This window comes from Pseudarthrobacter sulfonivorans (assembly GCF_001484605.1).
Classification (GTDB): domain Bacteria; phylum Actinomycetota; class Actinomycetes; order Actinomycetales; family Micrococcaceae; genus Arthrobacter; species Arthrobacter sulfonivorans_A.
Genome location: NZ_CP013747.1, coordinates 1,445,148 through 1,469,984, shown reverse-complemented (window position 1 = coordinate 1,469,984; position 24,837 = coordinate 1,445,148). Strand labels below are relative to the sequence as shown.

Annotated in this window: 21 protein-coding genes, 1 tRNA gene and 1 pseudogene; 8 read left to right on the top strand and 15 right to left on the bottom strand. The window is 60.6% G+C overall.

The genetic code is table 11. The annotated features are described in order from the left end of the window. Window positions 1–27: 27 nt before the first annotated feature. A tRNA-Thr gene (locus AU252_RS06455) sits at window positions 28–101 on the top strand. Between the two features lie 793 nt (window positions 102–894). Here the strand turns inward: AU252_RS06455 and AU252_RS23800 are convergent. From AU252_RS23800 to AU252_RS06440, 3 genes are all read right to left on the bottom strand, one after another. Further along, window positions 895–1,632 (bottom strand): hypothetical protein, encoded by a 738-nt coding sequence (locus tag AU252_RS23800; protein WP_157768947.1) that lies wholly within the window; start codon window positions 1,630–1,632, stop codon window positions 895–897. After that, window positions 1,632–2,681, bottom strand: a complete 1,050-nt coding sequence (locus tag AU252_RS06445; protein ID WP_058930016.1) for a ComEC/Rec2 family competence protein — start codon at window positions 2,679–2,681, stop codon at window positions 1,632–1,634. The genes AU252_RS23800 and AU252_RS06445 overlap by 1 nt, the downstream gene beginning before the upstream one ends. A gap of 899 nt (window positions 2,682–3,580) precedes the next feature. Then, entirely contained in the window at window positions 3,581–4,225 is a 645-nt protein-coding gene (locus AU252_RS06440) for an MFS transporter (RefSeq protein WP_058930015.1), read from the bottom strand. On the opposite strand from AU252_RS06440, the gene AU252_RS06435 reads away from it, so the two are divergent. Next, window positions 4,224–4,448, top strand: a complete 225-nt coding sequence (locus tag AU252_RS06435; RefSeq protein ID WP_058930014.1) for a sugar ABC transporter substrate-binding protein — start codon at window positions 4,224–4,226, stop codon at window positions 4,446–4,448. The two genes, AU252_RS06440 and AU252_RS06435, sit on opposite strands and share 2 nt — an antisense overlap. Window positions 4,449–5,499: 1,051 nt before the next feature. Here the strand turns inward: AU252_RS06435 and AU252_RS06430 are convergent. The 9 genes from AU252_RS06430 to solA form a co-directional block, all read right to left on the bottom strand. Continuing rightward, window positions 5,500–6,366 carry a creatininase family protein gene (locus tag AU252_RS06430; RefSeq protein ID WP_058930013.1) on the bottom strand — a complete coding sequence of 289 codons (867 nt, stop codon included), beginning with the start codon at window positions 6,364–6,366 and terminating at the stop codon, window positions 5,500–5,502. Between the two features lie 481 nt (window positions 6,367–6,847). Beyond that, window positions 6,848–7,246, bottom strand: a complete 399-nt coding sequence (locus AU252_RS06425) for a RidA family protein (protein ID WP_058930012.1) — start codon at window positions 7,244–7,246, stop codon at window positions 6,848–6,850. Window positions 7,247–7,450: 204 nt separating this feature from the next. Further along, entirely contained in the window at window positions 7,451–8,614 is a 1,164-nt protein-coding gene (locus tag AU252_RS06420; protein ID WP_058930011.1) for an NAD(P)/FAD-dependent oxidoreductase, read from the bottom strand. Window positions 8,615–8,626: 12 nt separating this feature from the next. Then, entirely contained in the window at window positions 8,627–10,066 is a 1,440-nt protein-coding gene (locus AU252_RS06415) for a tripartite tricarboxylate transporter permease (protein WP_205630645.1), read from the bottom strand. 65 nt (window positions 10,067–10,131) lie between these two features. Continuing rightward, the gene (locus AU252_RS06410) at window positions 10,132–10,749 is read right to left on the bottom strand and encodes a tripartite tricarboxylate transporter TctB family protein (protein WP_058930009.1); all 618 of its coding nucleotides are present in this window, start codon (window positions 10,747–10,749) and stop codon (window positions 10,132–10,134) included. Window position 10,750: 1 nt separating this feature from the next. Then, complete coding sequence (locus tag AU252_RS06405) at window positions 10,751–11,722, bottom strand: tripartite tricarboxylate transporter substrate binding protein (RefSeq protein ID WP_157768946.1); 972 nt, start codon at window positions 11,720–11,722, stop codon at window positions 10,751–10,753. Window positions 11,723–11,809: 87 nt separating this feature from the next. Continuing rightward, window positions 11,810–13,480, bottom strand: coding sequence for a hydantoinase B/oxoprolinase family protein (locus AU252_RS06400; protein ID WP_058930007.1), 1,671 nt, complete (start codon window positions 13,478–13,480; stop codon window positions 11,810–11,812). After that, window positions 13,477–15,534, bottom strand: coding sequence for a hydantoinase/oxoprolinase family protein (locus AU252_RS06395; RefSeq protein ID WP_058930006.1), 2,058 nt, complete (start codon window positions 15,532–15,534; stop codon window positions 13,477–13,479). Before AU252_RS06395 ends, AU252_RS06400 begins: the two co-directional genes overlap by 4 nt. Further along, window positions 15,531–16,709, bottom strand: a complete 1,179-nt coding sequence (gene solA, locus AU252_RS06390) for an N-methyl-L-tryptophan oxidase (protein ID WP_058930005.1) — start codon at window positions 16,707–16,709, stop codon at window positions 15,531–15,533. Before solA ends, AU252_RS06395 begins: the two co-directional genes overlap by 4 nt. Before the next feature lie 71 nt (window positions 16,710–16,780). On the opposite strand from solA, the gene AU252_RS06385 reads away from it, so the two are divergent. Both AU252_RS06385 and AU252_RS23795 read left to right on the top strand, forming a co-directional pair. Next, on the top strand, window positions 16,781–17,677 hold the full coding sequence (locus AU252_RS06385; protein WP_083510293.1) for a MurR/RpiR family transcriptional regulator: 897 nt from the start codon (window positions 16,781–16,783) through the stop codon (window positions 17,675–17,677). A 258-nt stretch (window positions 17,678–17,935) separates the two neighbouring features. Further along, on the top strand, window positions 17,936–18,073 hold the full coding sequence (locus tag AU252_RS23795; RefSeq protein ID WP_157768945.1) for a hypothetical protein: 138 nt from the start codon (window positions 17,936–17,938) through the stop codon (window positions 18,071–18,073). Window positions 18,074–18,530: 457 nt separating this feature from the next. Here the strand turns inward: AU252_RS23795 and bla are convergent, their stop codons facing one another. Continuing rightward, a complete protein-coding gene (gene bla, locus AU252_RS06380) occupies window positions 18,531–19,466 on the bottom strand; it encodes a class A beta-lactamase (protein WP_058930003.1) in 936 nt (311 codons plus the stop codon). Between the two features lie 706 nt (window positions 19,467–20,172). Between bla and AU252_RS06375 the strand changes: the two are divergent. The 3 genes and pseudogenes from AU252_RS06375 (at window position 20,173) to AU252_RS06365 (ending at window position 22,999) form a co-directional block, all read left to right on the top strand. Then, window positions 20,173–20,965, top strand: a pseudogene (locus AU252_RS06375) (arginase family protein). A gap of 266 nt (window positions 20,966–21,231) precedes the next feature. Next, window positions 21,232–21,552 carry a GYD domain-containing protein gene (locus tag AU252_RS06370; RefSeq protein ID WP_058930002.1) on the top strand — a complete coding sequence of 107 codons (321 nt, stop codon included), beginning with the start codon at window positions 21,232–21,234 and terminating at the stop codon, window positions 21,550–21,552. A gap of 220 nt (window positions 21,553–21,772) precedes the next feature. After that, window positions 21,773–22,999, top strand: a complete 1,227-nt coding sequence (locus AU252_RS06365) for a glycosyl hydrolase (RefSeq protein ID WP_058930001.1) — start codon at window positions 21,773–21,775, stop codon at window positions 22,997–22,999. Between the two features lie 8 nt (window positions 23,000–23,007). Here AU252_RS06365 and AU252_RS23790 read toward each other — a convergent pair whose 3' ends face one another. Both AU252_RS23790 and AU252_RS06360 read right to left on the bottom strand, forming a co-directional pair. Then, window positions 23,008–23,178 (bottom strand): LPXTG cell wall anchor domain-containing protein, encoded by a 171-nt coding sequence (locus AU252_RS23790; protein WP_157768944.1) that lies wholly within the window; start codon window positions 23,176–23,178, stop codon window positions 23,008–23,010. Window positions 23,179–23,181: 3 nt separating this feature from the next. Then, window positions 23,182–24,276, bottom strand: coding sequence for a glycosyltransferase family 2 protein (locus tag AU252_RS06360; RefSeq protein WP_058930000.1), 1,095 nt, complete (start codon window positions 24,274–24,276; stop codon window positions 23,182–23,184). 239 nt (window positions 24,277–24,515) lie between these two features. Here AU252_RS06360 and AU252_RS06355 point away from each other — a divergent pair, with 239 nt between their 5' ends. Beyond that, window positions 24,516–24,818, top strand: coding sequence for a DUF4193 domain-containing protein (locus AU252_RS06355; protein ID WP_056347301.1), 303 nt, complete (start codon window positions 24,516–24,518; stop codon window positions 24,816–24,818). Window positions 24,819–24,837: the final 19 nt, after the last annotated feature.

Sequence of the window (24,837 nt, the reverse complement as noted above, 5' to 3'; positions counted from 1 at the left end):
CTTGCGGCGCACGCCCCTCGGGGGCGCGCCTCCTTAGCTCAGTTGGCCAGAGCACCGCTCTTGTAAAGCGGGGGTCGTCGGTTCGAATCCGACAGGAGGCTCAAGCTTGTGGCTTTGACCTGCGGTTTTACTCTGGGGCCCATGACGCGCAGGACCAGATCCTGTAGAGGAATCTGGAACGTTTACTCGGTTCCAACCCGTCCGCTGGGTTAGAAAAGGGTCCTGACCTGCGGCTTAAATGCGAATGCCGCTCACGCAGAGCGGGCGGAAAAATTAACATGTAAGGGGCGGATCTTCGGTTGGAATCCTCTGGCGGGTCAAATCGGGCGCTGACCTGCAGGATTACTACCGTTGGCGGCCCGGAAGAGGCCAGATCCGCTCAGTACTCACCTCTTACTCACCCTAATCAGCGTCGACGGCGCAGCTGAAGGCATCATCCATGTGCTATCCATAGGCCTCACGACACCACCCCTACGGGTGGGGGCGTGAACCCAAACAATTCCGCGCGAACTTGGCACCTAAGTAGGTCGGATCCGCTGCAATTTTCGCGCCCCTAGTTTTGGTGCCGACTTTTCGACACCGATAGCCAGCCATATGTCGCCCTGCAGATGCGGGGGGTGGCGAAGCGGCTGCGCTTGGGTTCGTCGATGAATATGTCGCGCTACCGCTGAGGGCCGCCGGTAGTGTCAGGCTGGGATCTATGAGCTGCTCCAACCTTTGTCAGGAAAAGATGAAGTCGACGCTGTTCTGACGGCGTTGATGTGATCTGCCTGACGTCAGATTGAGTTGTACCGCAGCAAGGCGGCCCTTGACGGGAACCGTTATGAGTAGCCAATACGATCAAAAGCAGGGGTGACTTAGTCCCCTCTGCTTTATGGCACCGCCGCGTCGCAATCAGCGACGGGAGCCTACCCGCCCTTGAGTCGCAGTGACATCAGCGCTGATGAAAAAACGCGTTGCATAGATTTCCGCCTGCTCGGTGACCCAGCGGTCTCGCACGACGATGATCCAAAAACCCATGGCTAGGAGGTCAAGGACTGCGATGCTGCCTCCAATCAGCAACGCCCCTTTCGCGGCCATTAGATAAAGGTTCGCAAGTCCTGCCACGGCGAGAATCACTAGCGCGATCGCTTTGAGAGCACGGGTGTTCCGGCGAAAGCCGTACGATACGTTCTCCGAATTAAGTCGTTCAATGTCGACGCCGCCCTCGCGCATCAGAGCAATGGCAGCGTACACCGCGTGTTCATAACGCTCGTCCGCAGCGTTTGGCTTTGAGCGTTCCTCCGATTTCGTTGGAAGGGTATGCCCGCTGACCATCTCGACATGCCGCCGACGTTGTTTTCGAAGCTGTTGATGCGTCCCATTAGCGAAACGCAAAGCTTGCGTGGTCGGAAATCCGCCCCAGCCCTCAATTAGCCGTTCCTGGGTCCTTCGTCCTAGCGGGCGGACACACTCCGCCAAAGCAATCGTCAGTCCGAAGGAGACAGCAAGTGATACTCCTGTACCAACCCAAACAAAACTTGGAACCCAATAAGCCGAGAGGATAACCGCGGGGATGATTGCGATCCCGGCGGGACCCCATAGCGCCTTTCGGGCATAGGGATCCCAGCCGGAAAACACATTCTTGCTCATTAGGCATCGTCTTCGACAAGAGGGCTAAGCACGGTCGCGGAAGACCAGCCAGACCTGGCGGGAGCGTTGTGGCTGTGGCCGATGATTTTTCCTTCAGTCACATACACCCGCCCGCCACGCCGTCCGAACGCATTGGTCACGCGGGGGGAAGGATGCTTTTCAGAGAGGCGTGCACTTGAGATGAATATTGTGGGCGCTCCGAACCCTTGTTCTTTTGGTCCGAGCAGGCGATCCAGCACGGTCGGACCCACGTTGTGATGGCTGCCATGATGAGGGGCTTGAATGAATGAAAGAGGTGACGCGCCTAGGGCACCGTAAGTGTTCTCGTAGGCATCAGCGGCGTTGTTAAGTCCGCGAATGCCGGCGTCGCCGGTAAGAAGGTGGCGCCTGCCGTCGACGTCAAGGAGCGTGATTACGGACGCCTGGTTTCGAGGAGACGTGTCGTCAGTGTCGGTCAGCGTCTCGACCGGAAACAGTGCAAGAGCCCGCTCCAACGTCTTCTTGAGCGTAGCGAGTGGACCGGCTGACGCAAACAATGAGCTAAAAGAGGCGTTACCTTCTGCATAATGTGAAAGTTCTTCATTCAAACTTTCGCGGTACAAGTCCACGGTGGGGCCAAGGATCTGGAGGGCACCACCGCCCCGGGTGATTCCCTCGAACGGCTCGGTGATAGTGACCCCGGACTTCTTGGCTTTGAGGTACAGTTCTGCGATCTTCTCGTAGTTGCTCAACTCACCGGCGTTGCTGGTATGCAGCCATGGCAGATGCATCAGCAGTTCACCCACCGTGCAGCGATCGAGCAGGGTGATCAGGCCATTAATGTGGTCAGCATCGGGGTGGGTGGACACTACGTAATCAATGTGCGTCGTGTTGTAGTGCTGTTCGATGTGGTTGGCCAGGCTATCGCCGATGTCGGTGAACCCCGCATCGAAGACCACAACAACGGGAGTAGAACTGCCGGGAGGGGTGAACCTGGCGGCAATCGCATCACCGCTGCGTGTAGAGGATTCGTCCGGGTTCTCGACAGGAAGGAAATCAATCTCGATCAAAAATAGCTCCAGAATTAGGTGGGCGAAGACGCCATCGCATGTTGGGAAAGGCGCCGCTCCGGACAGGAACCCGGGTTTATTTCAGCGGTGGGAGGCCGTAGAGTCTGGAACGTCCTGCGAAGACATCGGACCCCGGCCCTCCGAAGCGTTTCCCCGAAACGTTTTGAGCCCGGGGTCTTCTTCATGTACCAGCGCCCGCTTTTGAGCAGCACTGGAAGCCTTAACCTCAGGATGGATGGCCCTGAGGCTTTTGTGCCTAACTTCTAGCACGTCTAAAACACTACATGTAGTGCAGACGCCTCTGCGGACCCCAAGATGATGTATTACAACTTTGTCATTTTATGCATTCTTAATCCACAGGCGGGAGCCTTCAAAATGTCCGGAATTCCGGCATTTTGGTGGCGGGAATCCACATCCTGTGGAGTACTTAGGCTCATTTAACGGTCAGCGTGTCGTCAGCGTGACGGCGTGTTGAATATGCATCGAAAGAGTTATTACTTGAAGATTCAAGCCATTTACTTTGCGTAAGGTCCATCCATTATCGGCGTTTCAAAATGCCGAAAAATGCGGGGGATAAGGGCTGGAGGCGGCCGTTTTGGCGGCCGGCGGTGTGATGACCGGAGGCCGGGCGGAACATCAAGTGCGGAACAAGGCTGGTGCACAATGCCCAGGGCAAGCCCGCGAACGGCCCGGCGCAGACCGGGTTTGGCCAGACCAGCCATTTGACCAGACCAAAAACCCCGCCAACCAAAACGGTTAGCGGGGTCCTCTTGGCTGGCTGGGTTACGGCTTGCCAGCGCCGTTCATAGTGGGATCAAGAGGAACGTATGACCGGCCCAAGTTGACGGGTCGGCGGAACGGTCTTGCCGCGCCCGGCGGTACGTTCCTCACCTGCGCCCTCAGCTGCGCGCACCGGTGAGTGCATGGTTGCTCTTGAGGTCTGCGGCTTCTTCGATGTCCTGCAGGGTCATCTTGGCGGTTTCCCCGGCGGTGGAGGCGGCGATGGCAGCGATGACGCAGGCAATGAGCGTCATGGCCGCGACCGGGACCCAACCACTTATGCCCGGCCCGGCGATGGCGGCGGCGATGCTGGGGGCGAAACCGGCGATGGCGAATCCGATCTGGGTGCCGATGGCCATGCCGGAGAGGCGGACTCGGGTGGGGAACATTTCGGAGTAGAAGGCCGGGAAGATGCCGTTCTGGGCTTGGTAGACGATGCCGGACATCAGGATTGCGACGATGAAGATCAGGAAGTAGTTCCCGCCGGAGAGCACGGCGAGGTAGAGGAACATCAGCATGCCGCTGCCCAGGACACCGAAGATGTAGACGGGCTTGCGGCCGAAGCGGTCGGCGAGCATGGCCCAGAGCGGGATGGAGGCCAGGGCTACGAGGTTGGTGGCGACGCCGACCCACAGCATCGTTGACCTGTCCAGATGTACGGTGTTTACCGCGAAGGACAGGGCGTAAACACCGAAGATGGTGCTGACGGTGGATACCAGGGCCGAGAGGGCGACCCGAAGGACGCTGAAGGGCGTAAACGTCATGCAGGCCTTCGCCGCTTCCAATCCCGACGTGGACGCCATCTACAGCGCCTGCGGACCGCCCGTCCTGGGAGCCATCGAAGCTCGCAAAAAGTCTGATCCGTTCAAGCCGGGCCTGCTGCTCGTGGGATTCGACGCCCTCCCGGACGAGGCCAATGCCATCCTGGCTGGCACAGAAACAGCAAGCATCGCCCAGTTCCCGAAAAAATGGGCACCACCGCGGTGACCACGGCCGCCGCAGCCGCGCGCGGAGACAAGTTTGAGCCCCGGATCGATACCGGCACTGAAGTCGTCACCAAAGACACTGCCCAGAAATTCACGACCTTTCAGTAAATCCGGAAACGGAGCACGCACAGTGCCGGGCACTCGATGTGAGCGGCCCGGCACTGCGTGTCAGCAGGCGGCATCCGGAGCAAGTCGCAGAGCTGTAGCCAAGATTAGGGTTTTTCAGTTTGACGTTGACTCCGCCGCACACATTTCCTGCCGGCGGCGCTGGGGATTTGGTGCGTTCCGAAGCCACCCGACCATCGCCGTCTCCGCCATTGGCGCCCGGTTCCACGGGATATCAAGCATCCACAGTACACTCAACCAGGTCAGACTCGCAGAGCAGTAGGACGGCAGCCCGCGAGGGCTATGGTCCGCGGCGGCAGGATACTTCATCCACGAACCCACGACCCCACGACCCCACGACTTCGATAGCATCACCACGTGGATCGCGGAGACTACCACGTAGCGCTCGTAGTTTCCCGGCGTATGTGTGGCCGGTAGCAGCAAATAGGCCCGGCAAACCTTGAACCATGCCCGATGAGGATGCAGTTCATTACTGGAACCGGTTCCCTTGCGGCCTCGAGCGTACGTCAGCGAGTACCAGCTGCTTCGCACAAGAGTGCTCTCCGCGCTGAACCTCTGATCCATTCGCTCGTGGGACGTCCGTTGAAGGATCGGCTAACGGACTGCCGGGGGCGACATATATCGCTGCTAAAACGCCGCCATTTATCGCTGTCATTCACACCTGACGGTGCTTCAGCGGCTGCCAGACGGCAGGTTTGGGTGTAGTTCAACTGGAGTCTAAGGGAGCGTAGCAACAGCTGAGGCTGGGATGCGAGTGCCTCCAATGCGTAGAAACATCGCGTCCAAAATGGCAGGACGGACGGGCTCATGTGTGATTCGATGAGTCCTTCCAGTTTTCGAGTGCCCAGACGTCGGCCCAACTGGGCTGAAGGGCCGACGGGGGAGTGGTGACCGCACCTGCTCGTACTACTCGTCGAGGCGGGAAGTCAGGACTCGTGGGCGAGGTCCGGGTTGCGTTCGGATAGGGTGCGCCATTCGCCCTTACGGGCTAGGATCCTTTGCCAGATCTCGTCGGTCTCGTCAATCCCCAAGGGGTCTATCGCGTCTTCATATGGTAGAGCGGCATGGATTTGCCGCTCCAGCTCGTCGAGACTGTACTCCAGGATGGCGCGGCCGTATTCCGTGCTTGCCTCGGCGGCGTCTTCCCCTTGGGCGAATCGGCCCAGCGGGCTTGTGTCGATGTCTCCTACGCGGGTGAGGTCCACGAGATCGGGCCTGATGAAGAGTAGCTGGGAGATCTCGTACCGGCCGGCGTGGTCTCCGTCGAAGGCGCCCCTGGCGAGCTCCGGATCGCTGACGGTCACTATTCGGATCGGTCGGACCTGCATGACCTCTTCGGCGACGATGCGCAGGTCCGCCTGGTTGCCGTGGTGTCCAGTGAGGATGACGGCGACTCGGAAGCCGGCGTTGACGAATGCCCGGAGCTGGAGGAGGAGCATGCGGAGCAGGACGTCGGGTGGGACGCTGCCGAGATTCGGATTGGTTTCGCCGATGACTTCCTTTAGCCATGGTCGGTGGTACCCGGTCTCGTGAATCTGGTAGCCCTGGGTGGGGGCTACGATCCCTCCCAAGCGACTGGCTGCTTGTTCGCACAGCCATACCGCTTTAAATGTGTCGAGGCCGAAAGCCGCAACATGGCCGTGCGGTTCGCACAGGCCAAGGGGTAGGTACACAATGGGTGTCTGCTCCTGGCGTGCCCTGAATTCGCGGGGAAGCAGCTCTTCCCAGCGGACTTTTTTGGAATCCACCTCGTGACCCGGCATGACCTCCGCCGCTACTCGGCAGCTCTCCATCAGGACGTGCCCTTCGGGGAAACCCGGGAACGGTCAATCGTTTGAAGCAACTGGCCAACCAACCAGTGCAGCTCCCAGCCAGCGACACGATATAACTGCCGCTATCGGCCGATTCACGGAGTTTGGCCAAAGACACAGGTTCCTGGTCATCGTCTTACTGACTCCCTCCCAGCAAACCCTAAGGTTCAGCTAGGCATAATGAAACGAAGCTTCGGTCAACCGCTATTTGACCGAAGCTTCGCCAAATTGCGATGCGTACGTCCACAAACCTGTGGACGATGCACTCCCTGCCGCTAGTTCCAGCGAGAGAACGGCCCCGCCACCCAGCTCCTTCCGGGCGTCAGCTTGTCACGGGGAAGTGGTGCCGACACCCGCACTCGTCGAGGCGGGAAGTCAAACCTCGCCGGCGAGATCCGGGTTGCGTTCTGCCTCTTTGGCCGGGATCGCCGTCAACTTACCCGTCTCTGCTTGCTTTTCGGTGTCAGATTCCGGCAGGCGGTATTGCGGCCATGGCCGTTACTTCAACTTTCATGCCCGTTCGGGCCAAGGAGGAGACTTCGACTGCGCATCGGGATGGATATGGTCGCGGGAAGAACTCTTCGTAGACTTCGTTGAAGCCGGTTCTTTCGGACATGTCGGTCAGATAAATGGTCAGTTGGAGCACATTCGAAAGGCTGGTTCCTGCCCGGGCCAATGCCGTTTGAAGGTTCTCCAGGACCTGGCGGGACTGCTCACGGATGTCGCCGAGCTCAACTGAACCGTCTGGTTTGCGTGGGATCTGGGTGCTGACGGCGATGGAGTTGAAAATGGTGACGGCGGAGGCCAGGCTCGTGGCGGGGTCGTGGCTTGCGGGGAGGTGGTTCACGGCTGTTGTGGTCATTGGGTTCTTTCTGGGACGTAGTACTTTTCTGGATGGGCTGCTGCCGCGTGCTGCTTGGTGGATGGCAGGGCTGCCGGCAGGCGTGGCCCCGCTGGACGCTGCCCGGATGCCGTTGACGTCGGGGTGTCGGCCACAGCCGGGACAAGCAAGTGGCCTACTACACGCCGGGGTATTGGGCCTTCGTTTCCGTCCGTTGCCCGGGAGTTATTGGTCCCCGGGTGTTCGTGCGGCTGTAACGGGATGGTTTGTGGTCGTCGCGGCTCGGAAACGTGAAGGGCGGAAGGGAGTTAAAGTCTGGACAACGTCTCCTGAGATCTCTGCGGCCGCAAATCTGGCCAGCAACGGAGCAAGCGTTACAGCGCTGTGTGTTGCGATCACATACAAAGACTCGTTGGAATCCGTGAATCCTGCGATGGTGAGGCCGTCTTTGGTCAGCGGGCGGTATCCAACGTTTACCCGGTCCACGGAGATCGGGAAGCCGGTATTGAAAGTGCTCGAAAGGCGCCGCTCAAACTCCTTCGCTATGGTGCTTCGGGGCGGGTACTGCCGGGCGATGTCGGCCTGCGCGTCGAGGGGCAGGGATTGCAGCATGAGACGTCCGTGTCCGTCCGGGCGAAAGCCCAGATCGCTCGTCGTTACCACCGAACGCAGGGACACGGCGGTTGGCTCGGTAACGGCCAGGAAGCCGACATTTGCTGACCCGGGTGTGTGATCGTCATGCATCGGGATGTTGATGCCGCAGCCCTGCGTCACTTCCTGTGTCCACCGGCCTACGGCAATGACGGCCCGGTCGAATGATTTGCTGGGTCCGTGGCGGTGGTGCACCGTCACGCCGGAAGGGCTGGTTTCAATGTTGAGGACTTCGCTGAGAATGAACCTTCCGCCGTTGCGCCGTCCTGTGTCGAGGCACTCGGCGATGAAGGCTGGAATATTGCAGTAGCCTTCCTGCGGGAAGAATGCATTGAACCCCCGGATAGTAGCGGGTGCGAGCTCCGGCAGCGCCAACTGAGCGGCCTCAGGGGTAAGGACTTCGACGTCGTAACCCCAGTCAGCCAGTCGTTGGACTTTGTTTTGAAGACGTTCAATGTGTTTTTGTTCGGTGGCCAGTTCGTAATAGCCGGTCTGGTGGAAGGCGCGGCTTCCATTGTGCTGCCTCTCAATGTGTTCACGAAGCGCTGCCCTGTTGAGTTCAAAGTAGGGTTTCGGGGTCTTGTTGTTCGAGTTGATCCAGGCGAAAGAGACGGCTGACGATCCGGATCCTGGTGCTCCTTTGTCGTAGATGGTTACGTCGTTACCTGCCTCTGAAAGGCTCGCGAAAACGGCTGACCCGATAACTCCGGCGCCTACGACGGCAACGCGTTGTTTCACAGTTTGGTTCTCCTAGTCGGAGTCGGCTACGGCGGCGCCGGTCCGGCGGAGGCGTCCCGAGGCGATGAGCGAGATAATGGCGAGGGCGAAGAATGCGATGAAGATCGGTCGTTCCATGAAGAATGTTGCAGACATCGCCATCGACTGCCGGAGCGCCAGCTCGAGCATGGGACCAAGAATGAATCCCATGACCAGCGGGGCGACCGGCAGGTTCCACTTGGCCATGCCCCAGCCGATGAGTCCGAAGGCGATGCATACCCAGACGTCGAGGAAGCTGTTACGTGTCAGGTATGCGCCCAGGATGCAGAAGCTGGCGATAATCGGGGCCAGAATGGCGTAAGGGACACGGGCCAACCGGACCCATACGCCTACCATGGGCAGGTTCAGGATGATCAGGATGACGTTGGCTACGAGGAAGCTGGCTATGATCGTGGCCGTTAGTGGTGCTTGGGTGGTGAACATTTGCGGGCCGGGAACGACGCCATAGACAAGCAGCGCGGCGAGGATGAGGGCCATGGTGGGCCCGGTCGGGATGCCCAGGCTGAATAGTGGGACGAATCCGGCCATGGCTGCGGCGTTGTTGGAGGCCTCGGGTCCTGCCACCCCTTCGATGGCGCCGTTACCGAATTCCTTGCCACCTTTTCGCTCGGAGCGACGGCGCTCGGAAGCATAGCTGAGGAATGCGGTAACCGAAGGCAACATGCCCGGCAGCAGACCCAGCGAGAAGCCGCTGGCGGTCCCTCGAACGCCTGCCATTGTGCCCCGTGAGAATTCGGACCGGCTGGGAATAAGGCTGCCAATTTTTCCGGATTCCATGCTCGGGGCTGGCCGGGTAAGGGTAAGGATGACTTCTGCCAGGCCAAAGAGTCCCATCATGACGGGAACGATATCGAGTCCCTGCAGCAGTTCCGAGGAGCCGAATGTCAGCCTTTCCGTTCCGCTGGACTGGTCCAGCCCGACTGAAGCCAGGATCATACCGAGTGCCCCCATGGCCAGGGCTTTGCTGACTTTGGCGCCGGAAACGCCGATGATAGCGGTCAAGGCGAACGCGATCAGACCCAGGCGTTCCGGGGGGCCGAACTCCAGGGCTAAGCCGGCCAGTGATGGGCCGATGATCATTATTCCGATGGTGCCGGCGATCCCGGCGATGAAGGAGGTGATGGCGGCCATGGAAAGGGCTGCCCCGGCTTTGCCCTTTAGCTTGAGTTTGTACCCTTCCATGGCTGCCGGCACCGACGAGACCTCGCCGGGGATGTTGAGCAGAATGGCGCTGGTGGATCCGCCATACATTGCCCCGTAGTAGATCGAGGCGAGGACGATGATCCCGGTCGCCGGGTCCAGGTAGGTCGTGAGTGGGAAGAGGATGGCGACGGCCGAGACCGGCCCCAGCCCTGGAAGCATTCCGACCATTGTTCCGATGAGGCAGCCCAGGAATGCCAAAAGTAGTGTCATGGGTTGCAGTACGGCTAAGAAGCCGGTGCCTAATACGTTGATGTCCATGTTGTGTTGTTCCTCTGCTAAATCCCGAATATTCCCTGTGGAAGAACAACACCCAGTGCTGAGAATCCGAAGGCAGTTCCGGCGCCGATGACTGCGCCAAGCAGCACGGAGCTGAGGACCTTCCTGCGGCCCACAAGGATCATGAAGGCGATGAGAAAGAGTCCGTTGCTGATGGCGAAACCGATCCAGGGAAGCGCGAGGGCCCACACGATGATGAGCGCTACGGCAATCAGGACCTGCTTCATGTATCCGGCTCGTTGTTCCTCAGCCTGAGGATCGGTATGCGAAACGAGCGGCATCTCGCCGCCGGCCAAGGGGAAAGGTCCTTCGGGAAGGACCTCGGCCCGAGGATCGGTCTGCGAAATGGGCACCATCTCTTCGCCGGCCAGGGGGGAAGGTCCCTGGGGAGGGCGACGGGTACGCGCCAGCGGGCTGCCGATGATGATGAAGAGGGCAAAACAGAGGCCTATGGCAAGGATGAAGAATCCGGATTGGTTGTCCTGCCCGCTCGTGACGATTCGCAGACCGTCAGCGATGGTCAGGAGGGCAATAGCCAGCAGGACGATGGGAACGCCCAGTTGACGGATAAGTCTTGCGACAGTTCCCCCTGATTCAGTTTCCAGATGGATTTTCATCTCAGCCAAGTTCAGCTGCTAGTGCTTTGAAGGTTTCCGCCTCAGCCTTGACGTCATTGGCGAATTCCTCGCCGGTGGCGATGTCGACGGTCATGGCCACGCCGTCGGCCTTCTTCTTGAAGTCCTCATTTTCAGAGATCTTCGTCAGGCTGGCTGCGAGTTTTTCGGCGACGGTGTCCGGCAGTTTGGGTGCGCCTGAAACGCCAACCCAGTAGAGGATGTTTACATCGGGCTGGCCCAGTTCAGTGGTGGTTTTGACGTCGGGCAGTTTTGTTTCGCGGACTTTGCCGGTGGATGCCAGCACATTCAGGTCCCCTGAGCTGTGCAGGGAGAAGGCGGCGCTTGCACCTCCGACGGCGATGTCCACGTCGTTTGCGGCTGCGGCTATCATTCCCTCGCCGGAGCTGCGGAACGGGACGCGCTGGATGGCGCTGACGTCAACTTCATTGGCGACCAGCAGTTGCAGGAGTGCGAAGTCGCTGGTGCTGCTGCCGCCAAGCCAGGCAACCTTGAAACCTCCGGGATTGGCCTTGGCCTTGGTCATCAGTTCGTCGAGAGTCTTGGAGGGGGAATCCTTGCCCACTGCATAGACGTGCGATCCGCTGAGGATTCGTGCCACGAACTTCCTGTCCTCCCATTTGTAGGGCAGGTTGGGCGCGAGGGCCTGCAGCGAGCTGGATCCAGCGCCGTCGGCCAGCAGGGTATACCCGTCAGGGGCTGCCCGGTTGACGGAGTCGACGGCGGTGACTTGGTTTGCCCCCGGTTTGTTGACCACATTGACGGGTACGCCGAGGTCATCGGAAGCGGCCTCTGAAATGACCCGGGCTGCAATGTCCGTGGCTCCGCCGGCGTTGAATGGAACCACCATTTCAATGGCCTTTGTGGGGTAATTTGCCGCTGTGTTGGCCGGGGCGCAGGCCGTAGCGAGCATCGCGAGCGGGATAAGAGCTAAAGCGAGAGTTCTGACCTTCATTTGAATCACCTGTTCTGTTGGCGTGTCCGCCATGGGGGGTGTGAAGCTTGTTGCCTGATTCGGTGGTGAGCCGCCGAAAATTAGGCGTCAGTGTCCATAGTCTTTTTCGGCCGCCTCCGCTGATATCCGGTGTTCGCGGATATCTGTATCGATTTTTCCGCGATCTCTGTTCTGCGGGAGGCCGAAGCCGCCGGAACCAGGGCTTTCAATGCGGAGTATGTCGTCGCGGTACAGTTTGATGCCCGAGACGCGGCCGCTGCTTAGGATTTCTTCCTGAGGAGTTCCGGGGCGAAGGATGAACCTGCCCGGGGTGCCGTCGAGTCCGCCTTCGAATCCGCGCGGGGGGTAGGTTTGCCGGTCCGCGTGGGCGGAGAACTCGGCTTCGTCGCCCATGATGCGGATATCGCGTCGGACGCCCAGCCCTCCGCGGAACTCGCCGGCACCACCTGAATCGGGAATCAGTTCGTAGCTCTCCACCATCAGGGGGTATTCGAGTTCAAGTGCTTCAATCGGCAGATTCGATGAGTTGGTGACGTGCACCTGGACTGCGTCCATTCCGTCTTTGTTCGGACGGGCCCCAAATCCGCCCGCAACGACCTCCGGATAGACGAAAAAGTCCTCTTTACCGCCGGAGAAGGTAACGAACGTTATGGAACTGTGTGAGCCGGCCGGTATGCGTGTGGGGATTGCTTGCGCCAAGGCGCCCATGATGACGTCCGCGACCCGTTGGCAGGCATCTGTGCGTGCTGCGACCGGGGCCGGGGCCTTGGGATTCAGTAGCGATCCCAAGGGTGCCAGGATCTTAATGGAGTCGAAGAAGCCACCGTTGGCCGGAATGTCGGGATCCAGCGCCGCTTTCAGGGAGTAATAGACTGTCGCCTCAAGCGCTGACCGAACGACGTTGACGGCCACTTTCGCCTCCCGGCCGGTGCCCTCGAAATCCAGTTCAATGTTATCGCCGGCCACTCTTACGGTCACTGCCACGGGAATCGGGTCTTCCCCGGCGACGTCGCTGTCGAGCCAGTCGCTGTATGAGTAATTGCCGTCAGGCAATGCAGCGACGGCGGCGGCCAGCCGTCGTTTGCCATATTCGAGCAGTTCCTCCTGGGCTGATTCCATCGTTTCAGTGCCGTATTTATCGTGAAGTTCCACCAGACGCGTCGCACCGATCCCGACGGCGGAAGATTGCGCCAACAGGTCACCACGTCGTTCTTCAGGAAGTCTGGAATTGAGGGTCACGAAGGCAAGGATGTCTTCGTTGACGCCTAGAGCATCCGTGAAACGGACCAAGGGGATGCGCAGGCCCTCCTGGAAAATGCTCGTGGAGTCTCCCGAGTTGCTGCCCGCGACGTGCCCACCGACATCTGAATGGTGTGCGATGTTGGCGCTGAATCCGATCAGTTCTCCTTCGCGGAAAACCGGGGCCACCATCGTGATGTCCGGAAGGTGGGTTCCCCCGCCGGAGTAGGGGTCGTTGGTGATGTAGACGTCCCCAGGTTTCAGCGAGTCGAAGCCGCGGGCCCGCTGCAGTTCGTCGACGGCGCCCTTCATCGAACCCATGTGGATGGGAATGTGTTCAGCCTGGGCCACGAGCCGGCCGTTCTTGTTGAAGACAGCCGTCGAGCAGTCGGAACGTTCTTTGATGTTGGTGGAGTAACTGGCCTGCTTCAGCACGGAGCCGACCTCGTCCGCTATGGAGAGCAATGCATTGCCGATGACCTGGACGGTAACAGAGTCAACCTTGTTGGTAATTTTCATGCCGGTTCCACCTCGATGAGCAGGTTTCCAAAGCGGTCCACTTCGACAGTTGCTGTCGGTGGAATGACGGTTGTTGTATCGGGTTGTTCGATGATGGCGGGGCCGTTGAAACGGTTGCCGGCCTGCAGCGCAGCGCGGTCCATCACGGGGGTGCTGACGGGGCCCGAGTCCGCGCCGAAGTCGACGTCGCGGTAGTCGATCACTGCCGCGGTCGCGACCGTTTCCGCGCCTGCGGAGATCGTGGGCAAGGGATATTTGCGCACATGTCCGTGCGCCACCACACGGACGTTGACGATCTGGGGCACGCTGTCCGGGTGACAGAACCCGTAGGCTCGCTGATGTGCCTCGTGGAAGTCCGCAATGGTCTCCGCCAGGGTTTCGTTGTCCATGTGCAAAGCAGGCAGCCTTACGGCCAGTTCGAAGTTCTGGCGTGGATAGCGGACGTCAGCAGTGGCATAGACCTCCTGTGATATCGCAATGGCAGCTTCCTCTTCAAGCCACCGGTGCGCGTGATCCACAAGCTGGGCAAGGTGCTGGTTCAGCACTTCAAGGTTCTCCTGGCTCGCGGCGGCCAGGAAGGACTTGGCCATCTCTGTTTTGACGTCGCTCACCAGTAGGCCGAGCGCGCACAGTGTCCCGGGGAATGGGGGGATAAGAACTTTCCGCATGCCTACTTCGGCAGCAACCTCGACGGCGTGCAGAGGTCCGGCGCCGCCGTACGCCACGAGGGTGAACTCCCGAGGGTCTTCACCGGCGTCGATGGAAACCTTGCGTACCGCACGTCCCATGTTGGAGTTTGCCAGGCGGTGTACACCGCGGGCAGCTTCGAGAACACCCATGTCGAGCTCTTTGCTGAGGCGTTCCAACGAGGCCTGCGCCGCTTCGGAATCGATCGGCATTTTGCCGCCCAAAGCATACTTAGGATTCTGGCGGCGACGCACCACGTTGGCGTCCGTCGTTGTCGGAAGCTGCCCTCCGTGGCCGTAAGCGGCGGGGCCGGGGTATGAGCCGGCACTTTCCGGGCCGACCTTGAGCCCGCCTGCGGCATCGACGGACGCAATGCTTCCACCGCCGGCACCAACGGTGTGAACATTCACCGACGGTATGCGCACGGGGTATCCGGCCACCTCCCTTTCACTCGCTGTGGAGGCACTGCCACCCCGGATGAGGCAGACATCGGTACTGGTGCCACCCATGTCGAATGTGATCAGCTGCTCCACACCGGCAGCCTGGGCCGTATAGATCGCCGCGATGACTCCGGCGCTGGGGCCGGACAGAAGCGTGGTCACAGGCTTCTCCGCCACACCCCGGGGGGAAGTGAGCCCCCCATTTGACTGGATGACTTTCAGACCCACCTGCACTCCGGCTGCACGGGTGCGGTCCTCCAGCCGGGTGACGTAGAGGTTCATTTCCGGTCCGACAAAGGAGTTGATGACCGTTGTGGAGAACCGCTCATACTCCCGGAATTCGGGTGCTACTGCACTGGACCGGGAAATGTACAGGTTCGGGATCTCGCTGCGGAGCGCTTCTTCCAGAGCTTCTTCATGCTGGGAGTTCCGGTAGGAGTGCAGCAGGCAGATCGCCACGGCCTGGACGTCGAGTGCCTTGACCTGCTTGACGACTCTCGCGACCTCGGCTTCGGTCAGTGGAACTCGGGCGCTGCCGTCCGAGTACAGACGCTCATCAACTTCCACGGTGAGACTGTTCGGCACGAGGGTCCGCGGCTTGTCGGCAAAGAGATCATAGAGGGAGGGCCGTTTTTGACGGGCGATCTCCAGTACGTTGGCGAAGCCTTTGGTCGTCAGGAGAGCGGTCTTGGCACCGCGCAGTTCCAGTAGCGCGTTGGTGGCTGCGGTCGTGCCGTGCCCCAGGTAGCTGACGTCTGCCGGAGACTTTCCGATTCCTTCCAGAACGCCGAGAATCCCCTCGGTCACCGCCTTGGACTGATCCTCTACCGTCGTCGGAAGCTTCAGTACATGAAAAGTCTCTGCCTCCGTGTCCAGGGCCGTGACATCCGTAAATGTTCCTCCAACATCAACACCAATGCGAATCATTCGCTGTTCCTTTCGAGAAGATCTTCTATGTCGTCTATTTGCCTGTTGAAGGCCATGTGTGAAATATCAATGGTTGTCCGCTGGAATCTCACGTGTTCGGCTACTGCTTCCCCGATGGCCGGCGCTATCTTGAACCCGTGGCCGGAGAACCCGGAAAGTACCGTGAGATTGTCGTTGCCGGGAACATCTCCAAAGAACGGATGATTGTCGGGGCTGTAGCCGTCGAGGTATCCCTGGGCGCGAACCCTGTCCGGGTCCAATCCCTGGACCAGCCCGATGATTTGATCCCGTACGAAAGCGGAATATTCCTCGTCGATCGTGCCGTCGAACGCGTCCGGGTCAGATACGGCAGTTTTGTCAATATGCAGATTGCATTTGATTTCGGATCCGTCCAGAGTCGGAAAGAACGAAAAGTTGCCATCCGATCCGCTTCTGCGGATCCCTACCGGAAACCGTCCGGGCACAAAAAGGGCAGGGTCTTGGGTGCCAAACCAATGGAGGACTGAGCGCCGGATTTCAAACCGGCCGGACCTGCCCGGTAGCAGCTTCTTGGACCAGACACCTGCCGCTACGACCGCGCGCCTGGCCCGGATAGTGCCATTCGTTGTAGCGATCGCTACTCCGGTGGCGTCGGCATCGATGTCGAGGACCTCTGTCTGCTCCAGTACAGTAGCCCCGTGATTCTTCGCTGCCCCGACGGCAGCCTCGACGGCTTGCTGCGGGATCAGGAGGCCTCCGGCAGGGTCGAAGATCCCCACTTCCCCCTCATGGAGGCGATGCTGCGGATAGATGCTGGCCATCTCAGAGATACTGAGGACACGATGATCTAGGTTGAATCGCTCGATGCTTTTGAAGACTTGAGCTAGATCAGGATGCTCGGGCCGGCCGATGGTGAGCGCCCCACAAGGATGGAAGATAGGCGTTGGGGAACGAGAGTTCAGCTCGAGCCAGAGCTCACGGCTGCGAAGCAGAAGCGGAACATACTCCGGCCCTTCCTTATAGGCAAGACGGAAAATTCTTGATTCGCCGCCCGCGCCGCCGCGGTCGTGCCCGACACGGAATTGTTCAACCCCGACCGCGTCGACGCCCGCCTTGGCCAACTGCCAGAGGGCCATGCTTCCCATGGTTCCGAGACCGATCACTGCAACGTCGTACTGTTTCCGGTTCAATACCATTACTACCCGATTCGTTGTAACCTGTGTTAGTAATCACAGTAGTACGCACTACAAGATAGGTCAATAGTGAAATGACTATTTCAGCAGAGTTGATGGGCGCAAGTCTCCAGGAGCGGGTGGCGGCGCTGGGGAGTGGCTTGTCGCCAGCGGAAGGAAGGCTGGCGGTGTGGATGCTCCGGAACCAGGACGACGTAGTCGTGTCGTCAGCTTCTGAGCTGGCTGCACTGGCAAAGTCCAGTGATGCCACGGTGGTGAGGACAGCAAAATCGCTGGGGTACACGGGGTTTCCGGAACTAAAGAAGTCCCTAATCGGATCACTTTCTCGTCGGCGGAACCTGGCTGAGGTACTTGACGACAGAATGGCCAACTATCAGTCGACGGATAAAGGGCTGGGAAAGGCCCTGGATGACACCATTTCGCTGGCGGAACAGCTCAGGGAAGGCATCTCCCTCGAGGACTGGTCGCAAACTGTAGATTTCCTGAACTCGGCCTCCCGTGTTTTCAACTTCGGGCTTGGACCTGCAAGCTCCATTGCCGAGTACATAACCCTGTCCCTGTGCCGCATAGGAATGGATGCACGTACCATCTCCATGAGCGGGTTCCGGCTGGCCGATGACCTCATCACCTTTCGAGAGGGCGATGTCCTGCTGATCCTCGCGCCAATTCGGCTGTTCCGGGAAATTGACGTCGCAATCGACTGCGCCCGAGCGGCCGGCGCCAAAGTCATCGTTGTCACGGAAGCCTTAAGGGTTACCTTGGCCGACCGGGTCGATGCGATCCTGACGACACCACAAACGACAACCAGCTCCGCCAGCGAACTCGCTGCCGGACTGATACTCGGGCACGCCCTGGTCCTGGCAATTGCCGCCGATAATCGGGAGAGGTCGCTACAGAGCCTAAGCAGGCTAAATCAGCTGCGGACTCAAGTGACAGGCACTGAATTGGATATTCATCCACATTCGGACTAGGCCAGCAGGTCCAGGGCGTAGAAGATGACCTGTTCTGAGGACCTAAGTTTTGGGAGAAAAGGGCCAAGTTTGATGCCCCGCACAGCCCCTTTTTGCCAGGCACTCCCCAGCCAAATCCGTTCGCCGATAATGCACCTTTCGTCAGGTAGAAGCGAATCGCCCTGTTCGGGGGACGTCGTAGCGAAATGGCCGCCTCTGTCCCGTGTCCTGTCTCGTCCAAGTTGAGGCAGTCTCACTACAGGTGATGCATTGGTGGTTTTGTCTCACACGACCGGCCTTCTTGCCGAGTCCTGGTGCGAACGCGACAATCTGATGTCGTTGTCCGGCGCCTGGCTGTTCATCGTGATCGGCATCCTGTTCGTTGCCGGCGACCGTGTTCGGGTTCCTCGGCACTGACGCGTTCCTCACCATCAAATCCGCCGACAAGGATTCGGCGTGGATCCGGGAGCAGTGCTCGGCTCGCGGTCATGGAGTTGTAGCCCCCGACGGACTGGAACTACCGCTTATGCGCGAGGCCCGGGTCGATCGGCGCAGGGACAGCATGCTGACATGCCCCATGCCAAGCGCGCCATCAGGCGCTCCTGGACGAACAATCAGCGGGAGATTGCTTCTTCTTCGCTGTGCGCGACGAAACGAATCGGTTGGTCGGGCGGGTCAATCTGGTCGATGTCAGGCATGGTTCCGACTCACTCGGGTACCGCGTAGCGTGGGAAGCGGCCGGCATTTCCGGCGCCGGATGCAGGGCTTTTCCTACCCCAAATTTTCTGTGAAGGGTAGCCATTGCTGGCGTCGAAAGGTGAGAACATCCCCAGGTCCGCCTTAACGATCACTTTCCGCGTGTCACTTCCGCTGGTCACTTTCCGCTGGTCACAGCGCGGGTGATGGCCGCCACCAGTTCATTGCTTCCGGGCGTATCGGCCGCGCCACTAGCGGTGTCGGTAAGGATGGAGAGGACCAATGGTTCGCCGGCGGGGTTCCTGACAACTCCGACGTCGTTGACGGTCCCGAACAGGCCGGCGCCAGTCTTGTCCGCAGAGGTCCATCCGTCCGGCAGGCCCGCCCACATCCGCTGGCCGGAGGTGCCATTGGCCAGCATCCAACCCGTCATCTGTGCCTGCACTAACGGGCTGAGGGCGTCGCCCAGCAGCAGCTTCCGGTACCCGTGCGCGAGGGCCCGCGGCGTGGACGTGTCCCGCGGATCGCCGCGCTCGGCGTTGTTGAGTTCGGGCTCCCACCGGTCCAGCCGGGATTCGGTGTCGCCAAGAGATCTGGCGTAAGTGCCGATCGCTGCCGGACCGCCCAGTTCCCTCAGCAGTTGGTTGCCCGCGCTGTTATCGCTGTGCGTCAGCGCCACCTTGCAGAACCATTTCAGCGGCAGCGTGCTCCCGGCGAAGTCGGCGCATTCCAGTGAATTCACCACCACGTCGGCAGGATCGATGCGGATGCCCCGGCTGAGGTCCGCGAGACCCTCGGACGCGCGTTGAAGCACGGCTGCCGCGGCGTAGACCTTGAATGTTGAGCACATGGCAAACCGTTCGTCGGCCCTGTGCCCGAACTTCGCGCCCGTGGGTCCGTCGACCGCAAACAGCCCCACTCTCGCCGAGAATTCACGCTCCAACACCTCCATCCGCCGCGTCAGCCAATTCCTCCGCTGCAGGAGCACGCTTGCCGGACCGTGGGAGCTTGCTGCCACCGGTGGCCCCGCGAGGGCAATGGTTCCGGCTACGGGCACCGCCACCGCTCCGGACAGCAGCGTCCGCCGCGAAAGGTTTGATTGACGTTCGGCCATGGCTGCTCCCCAGTTAGTTTGGCTCTGTTCCCCCGCCGTCACGCACGGCGTCTTGCAACTCGCCGCTGGCGCGTTGACGGCGTGCGCGCGATGTCCAGTCAACCGATGCCGCGATATTTTGTCAATCACTTTTACAGAGCTGTCATCCGGAGGTGGCTGAGATTCGGCAGCCACCTTTGCGGCGGCAATCCAGGACGCGCGCGATGCACGGTTTAGGTCTAATGCCAGGCCGGATTCGACGATTTGGGTCACCGGTAGTGAGACAAGTTGGGCAAGTTCATCTCACTACAGGTGACCCAACTCGCGAGATTCCGGGCTTTTCGTGGGTCAACTTAAATGAGACAGGACAGCCTCTGTGACCGCGGAACGGGCGGCATGGGACAGGGGCGGTCTGGCTCCTGAAAGAGTCTGCCTTCGGTCATGCGCTTGGCGCGAACATCTGTCAATGAAGGACAAGAGGGTCACAATCTCTGATTGAGAGGAGGACTTTTCGCAAAGGGCAGGGGACGCCGCTACAGCCGCCAGCAATTGCAACCGACTCACCTTTTACTCACCCCAATCAACGACAAAGGACAAGTATTCATCAGTCGTCGTGGATCGCAGAAACCTCTAGATTTCGGGCAAAGCGCCACCGTCCCGGCTTGCAGACAGGCGTCAAGGTCTAAAGCGGGGGTCGTCGGTTCGAATCCGACAGGAGGCTCCGATTGTGGCACTGCCCGCAGGATCAGGTTTGAGGGCGCGTATCCAGCGGTGCGCTGCCGCCGACCGATACTACCCGGAACTCGACGTCGAGCCCGTGTATGAAGCCCAGGTGGTGGACGCCGGCGATATCGCCTGCACGCCCTACGACATCACCCGGGCTGTACGCGAAATCGAGGAGCAGGCGCGGCCCCTGATCAGCGAGGACAAGAGACTCATCGCCATTGGTGGGGACCACACCATCGCCCTGCCTATGCTGCGGGCGCTGAACCAAGTCCACGGGCCGGTTGCCCTGCTCCACTTCGATGCTCACCTGCAGGGCCTTCGAGGAAGGGCTGCTTATAGAGGACAAGTCCATGCACGTGGGTATCCGCGGGCCGGTCTATGACCGTGACGATTTTCTGCGCGACCACGAGTTCGGGTTCCAGATCATCAGGTGTTCGGACTTGGACGTCATTGGTGTCCCCGCCGCAATCCAGAGGGTTAAGGAGCGTCTGGGCGATACGCCCGTCTACGTTTCCATCGACATTGATGTCCTGGACCCGTCCTACGCTCCGGGCACCGGAACGCCGGAGATGGGCGGCCTGCACTCCCGTGAGCTGCTTGCCCTCTTGAGGGGCCTCAACGGTATCAACATCGTGGGGGCTGATGTCGTCGAGGTAGCCCCCGCGTACGACCACGCAGACATCACCACTCTCGCGGCCGCAACCTTGGTCTTTGACCTTCTCGGGCTGATGGTGAACCGCTCCAAAGGAGCGACCATCAGAGGCGCCGACGCGCTGGAAGCCGCGGCGGTTTAGGCGCCATGCTCTTGCTGGCCCGCGGACCCCGTGGGCCAGCAAGGGCGCCGGAACGGCCCCTCGAATACAAGCCCGCGAGCGGCTTCGTTGCCATTGCCGGATGTTGGCTGGAAGGTGGGTACAACCGACCGTTGCCACTTGCCGGGGGGAGGCCTAGACTCGGGCCACAACCCCCATCGGGGAGAACTCCAGAACCCTTCACTCATCCCCTGTTCTGGGCGTGCGGATAGGTTCGTGTTCTGGGCACAGCAGAACAGGAATCGGCCATGACTAAGTATCTTTTCCAAGCAAATTATGTGGGCCAGGGCATCAAAGGCCTGATGCAGGAGGGTGGGTCCAAGCGTCGGGACGCGGTTGTAAAGGCCTTGGAGTCGGTTGGGGGATCACTGGAATGCATCTACTACGCGTTCGGCGAGACGGATGTCCTGGGGGTCTTCGACGTTCCCGATCAGCCGAGTGCTGTTGCCCTTTCCCTGATGATCAATTCGACCGGCGCCGTGGACCTTCATCTCACGCCGCTCATGACACCCGAGGATATTGACGCAGCTGTGGGCAAGACACCTGCCTACCGGGCCCCCGGTCAGTAACGGCTTCGGCTGGGCTGCCTCGTGCAGCGCCAGTCGAACCTTCGGTCACCAGAAGGGACGGCCGGCAGGACCCACCAGAGAGCCGCGAGTTCCTTTCAAAGATTTCGAAAAAATCCGGTCTGGTTTCGGCGTCCCACCCTTAGGATCAGGAAAGTGCCGGTAGGCACCACCTGACCGGCGGATTTCCAACCGCCTTGCCGATTGCGGGGGACCGATCGCCATGCTCCGAACTTTGAAATCTATCGCGGCAGTGGTTGGCCTGGGTCTGGCTTTGGGACTGATGCCGGCCCAGGCCGCCCAGGCAGCGCCTGCCACAGGCCGGATCTCCCTCAGCCCGGCCACCGGACCGGCAGGATCCGCCGTCACAGTCAGCGGAACGGGGTTCAAGGCCTCCACCACGGGGACGGTGATCGCCGGTGCCACGACTTTTCCCTTCAAAACGGCGGCCTCGGGTGCCTTCAGCACCTCGATCAGCATCCCTTCCGCAGCCACGGGATCGTTGACCATCACGGCCAAGACCTCGTCCATCCAGGCCTCGTCCGTGTTCACAGTGACCGCGCCGGCCCCGACGCTCCCTCCGGTCAGCACCGCCGCGCTTCGCTTCGGGGTCGCCACGGCCGGCGGCTCCCTGGCCGGCGGCGAACTCGATGAAGTGGCGCTACTGGCCGGCGAAAGCCCGTCCACGATTCTGTTCTACAAGGACTTCCTCCAGGCGCCCCCCATCGCCGAGATGGACTCCGTCCGGGCACGCGGCGCCGTCCCGCTCATAACCTGGGAACCTTGGGCCTGGGGCGGCGGAATGGAACAGCCCGCCTACTCCCTGGACCGAATTGCCGCCGGCGACTTTGACGCCCACATCACGCAGTGGGGCCAGACACTTGCGGCCTGGGGCCAGCCGGTCCAGCTCAGATTCGCCCACGAGATGAACGGCAACTGGTACCCGTGGGCCGAAGGCGTCAACGGCAACCAGCCCGGCGACTATGTAGAAGCCTGGCGCCATGTTCACGACATCGTTGCTGCCACCGGAGCCAGCAATGTGTCCTGGGTTTGGAGCCCGAATGTTCCCTACTACGGTTCCACCGATCTCGCCGGCCTCTTTCCCGGCGCCGGGTACGTGGATGTTGTAGCCCTCGACGGGTACAACTGGGGCACTTCAGCCTCCTGGAGCGGCTGGATATCGCCGCAGGATCTCTTCGCTCCGGGGATAGCCCAGTTGCGTACTCTGGCACCCGGAGTTCCCATCCTGATCAGCGAGACGGCTTCCAGCGAAGCAGGGGGTAACAAGGCTGCCTGGAACACTGAGCTCGTGTCGTATCTGGCGGCCCAGCCTGATGTTATGGGCTTCGTGTGGTTCCACCTCCAGAAAGAAACCGACTGGCGGATCAACAGCAGCGGCACCTCCGCCTCAGCATTCAAGTCCGCATTGCAGGCGCGCCGGACTCCCTGACACGGTCTTCAGGGACGCGCCTTGTTGTCCCGGCGGACCAGCCCCAGCAGGGCAACACCAATGAGCATCACGCCAAGCGCGGTCAGCAGGGCAGCCATGGCGTCCAGGCCCGTGTAGGCCAGTCCGGTAGCGCCCAGAGCGGCTCCGGAAGCGGGTAGGGCGGCGTTCATTCCGTACATTTGTTAGTTGATTTCCTCTGCTGTGTATTGCGCTTCCCAGCGGTCTATCCGCCGCCGGGTGATCTTTGCCGTCAGGACAGCGCACCAGGAGGCCAGAAACCAACCGGACCGCAGCCACATGAACAATTCCTGCGGGAAAAACGTGGCTGCCATCAGGACGTCCTTCCAGTCGCGGTGCGGAATCCGCAGGGCCCGTTTGATGTCCAGGGCCACGAACAGGATTGGCACCAGCCACCAGAACAGGACGACGCGAAACACTCCCAACGAGAGTGAGAGGGCAATGACGCCGATCCACAGCAGCTTCAGGAACACACCCAGCAGACCCATGGCCTGCTGACCCCAGTCCCGCAGGGTCAGCCGGTTGATTCCAAGGTCCAGCAGGTCTTCCACGGTGCCGACCTGCCATTTCATCCGCTGGCCCCACAGCGCTTTGAGTGTCTTCATCGAGTCGGTGTAGGCGCGGACATCGGGGGAGACCTGGCAGATAAAGCCCAGTTCCCGGATGCGGTACGTCAGTTCGAAGTCCTCGACCTGTGACGTGTAGACCCACGGCCCTTCCCGGTCGTCCCGGGCCGCGATCTGACGGAGGACGGCGTTATTGATGGCGCAGCCGGTTCCTGCCAGAACGCTGGTCCGGCCCCTCCTCAGGGCGGTATCGGTCCACGTGGCGAACTCAGCCTTCTGCAGCCTGCTCAGAAATCCGGGGTCCTGCATTGTAAATTTCGACGACGAGCCACCGAGGAGCGCGCCCGTTTCCGCGCTGAATTCCCGGGACCAGGCTTCGACGGCGTTCGGGGGCAGGACCGTATCCGCGTCGAGGCAGATGACCACGTCGGCGTCGGATGCGTACTTCGCCCAGGCCCGGTTCAGGGCTTCGGATTTGCGGTGTTGCAATCGGGGAAGCTCCATGGTGGTCACCGGGTACTTCCGCGCTTCCCAGGCCGTTGAATCGGTGCAGCCGTTGGGGATGACCACGATGAGGTCCGCGGGACGGGACTGGAGCATCAGGCCATCGAGGGTTGCCCCGATCGAGCCGGCCTCGTTGTAAGCGGGCACCAGCACGACTATGTGCAGGCCCACCGAAGCTGCGGTAGCCACGGCGGCCTCCTCGGTGGGTTTTGCAGGCCCCAGCGGCCTGCGAATCCATCCTGACGGCGCCTTCTCAGATTTCGCCCCCGGATGCCCTCAAGATTGCATCAATTACCCCGTCTGCAGACGGCGAAGCAACGAAAACTGTCTGGTTGGCCACACTGTTGCCCAAGTAGCGGCATAATGACCTAAACTGCTTCACTGAGGTGCCTGAAATGGTGCCGTGCAGCGACGAAAGTGAACATGCCATGGCTACCGATTACGACGCTCCACGCAAGACTGACGACGAGGCCTCTGCCGAGTCGCTGGAGGCGCTGCAGGCCTCCCGCAGCGGCAGCGCCCAGACCGCAGTCATCGACGTCGACGAAACCGACACCGCCGAAGGCATCGACCTTCCCGGAGCCGATCTCTCCGGCGAAGAACTGACCGTCATTGTGGTTCCCGAACAGTCCGATGAGTTCACCTGCTCATCCTGCTTCCTGGTCCGGCACCGGTCCCAGGTTGCACGCGAAAAGAACGGCCTGAAGTACTGCATCGAGTGCGAAGGCTGAACGGCCGACGGCGGCAGTC

Bases quoted from the DNA above. Each gene is read 5' to 3' on its own strand.
- AU252_RS23800 (WP_157768947.1), bottom strand. From the start codon at position 1,632: ATGAGCAAGAATGTGTTTTCCGGCTGGGATCCCTATGCCCGAAAGGCG.
- AU252_RS06435 (WP_058930014.1), top strand. From the start codon at position 4,224: ATGCAGGCCTTCGCCGCTTCCAATCCCGACGTGGACGCCATCTACAGC.
- AU252_RS06440 (WP_058930015.1), bottom strand. From the start codon at position 4,225: ATGACGTTTACGCCCTTCAGCGTCCTTCGGGTCGCCCTCTCGGCCCTG.
- AU252_RS06430 (WP_058930013.1), bottom strand. From the start codon at position 6,366: ATGGAGAGCTGCCGAGTAGCGGCGGAGGTCATGCCGGGTCACGAGGTG.
- AU252_RS06425 (WP_058930012.1), bottom strand. From the start codon at position 7,246: ATGACCACAACAGCCGTGAACCACCTCCCCGCAAGCCACGACCCCGCC.
- AU252_RS06415 (WP_205630645.1), bottom strand. From the start codon at position 10,066: ATGACACTACTTTTGGCATTCCTGGGCTGCCTCATCGGAACAATGGTC.
- AU252_RS06410 (WP_058930009.1), bottom strand. From the start codon at position 10,749: ATGAAAATCCATCTGGAAACTGAATCAGGGGGAACTGTCGCAAGACTT.
- AU252_RS06405 (WP_157768946.1), bottom strand. From the start codon at position 11,722: ATGAAGGTCAGAACTCTCGCTTTAGCTCTTATCCCGCTCGCGATGCTC.
- AU252_RS06400 (WP_058930007.1), bottom strand. From the start codon at position 13,480: ATGAAAATTACCAACAAGGTTGACTCTGTTACCGTCCAGGTCATCGGC.
- AU252_RS06395 (WP_058930006.1), bottom strand. From the start codon at position 15,534: ATGATTCGCATTGGTGTTGATGTTGGAGGAACATTTACGGATGTCACG.
- solA (WP_058930005.1), bottom strand. From the start codon at position 16,709: ATGGTATTGAACCGGAAACAGTACGACGTTGCAGTGATCGGTCTCGGA.
- AU252_RS06385 (WP_083510293.1), top strand. From the start codon at position 16,781: ATGACTATTTCAGCAGAGTTGATGGGCGCAAGTCTCCAGGAGCGGGTG.
- bla (WP_058930003.1), bottom strand. From the start codon at position 19,466: ATGGCCGAACGTCAATCAAACCTTTCGCGGCGGACGCTGCTGTCCGGA.
- AU252_RS06370 (WP_058930002.1), top strand. From the start codon at position 21,232: ATGACTAAGTATCTTTTCCAAGCAAATTATGTGGGCCAGGGCATCAAA.
- AU252_RS06365 (WP_058930001.1), top strand. From the start codon at position 21,773: ATGCTCCGAACTTTGAAATCTATCGCGGCAGTGGTTGGCCTGGGTCTG.
- AU252_RS23790 (WP_157768944.1), bottom strand. From the start codon at position 23,178: ATGTACGGAATGAACGCCGCCCTACCCGCTTCCGGAGCCGCTCTGGGC.
- AU252_RS06355 (WP_056347301.1), top strand. From the start codon at position 24,516: ATGGCTACCGATTACGACGCTCCACGCAAGACTGACGACGAGGCCTCT.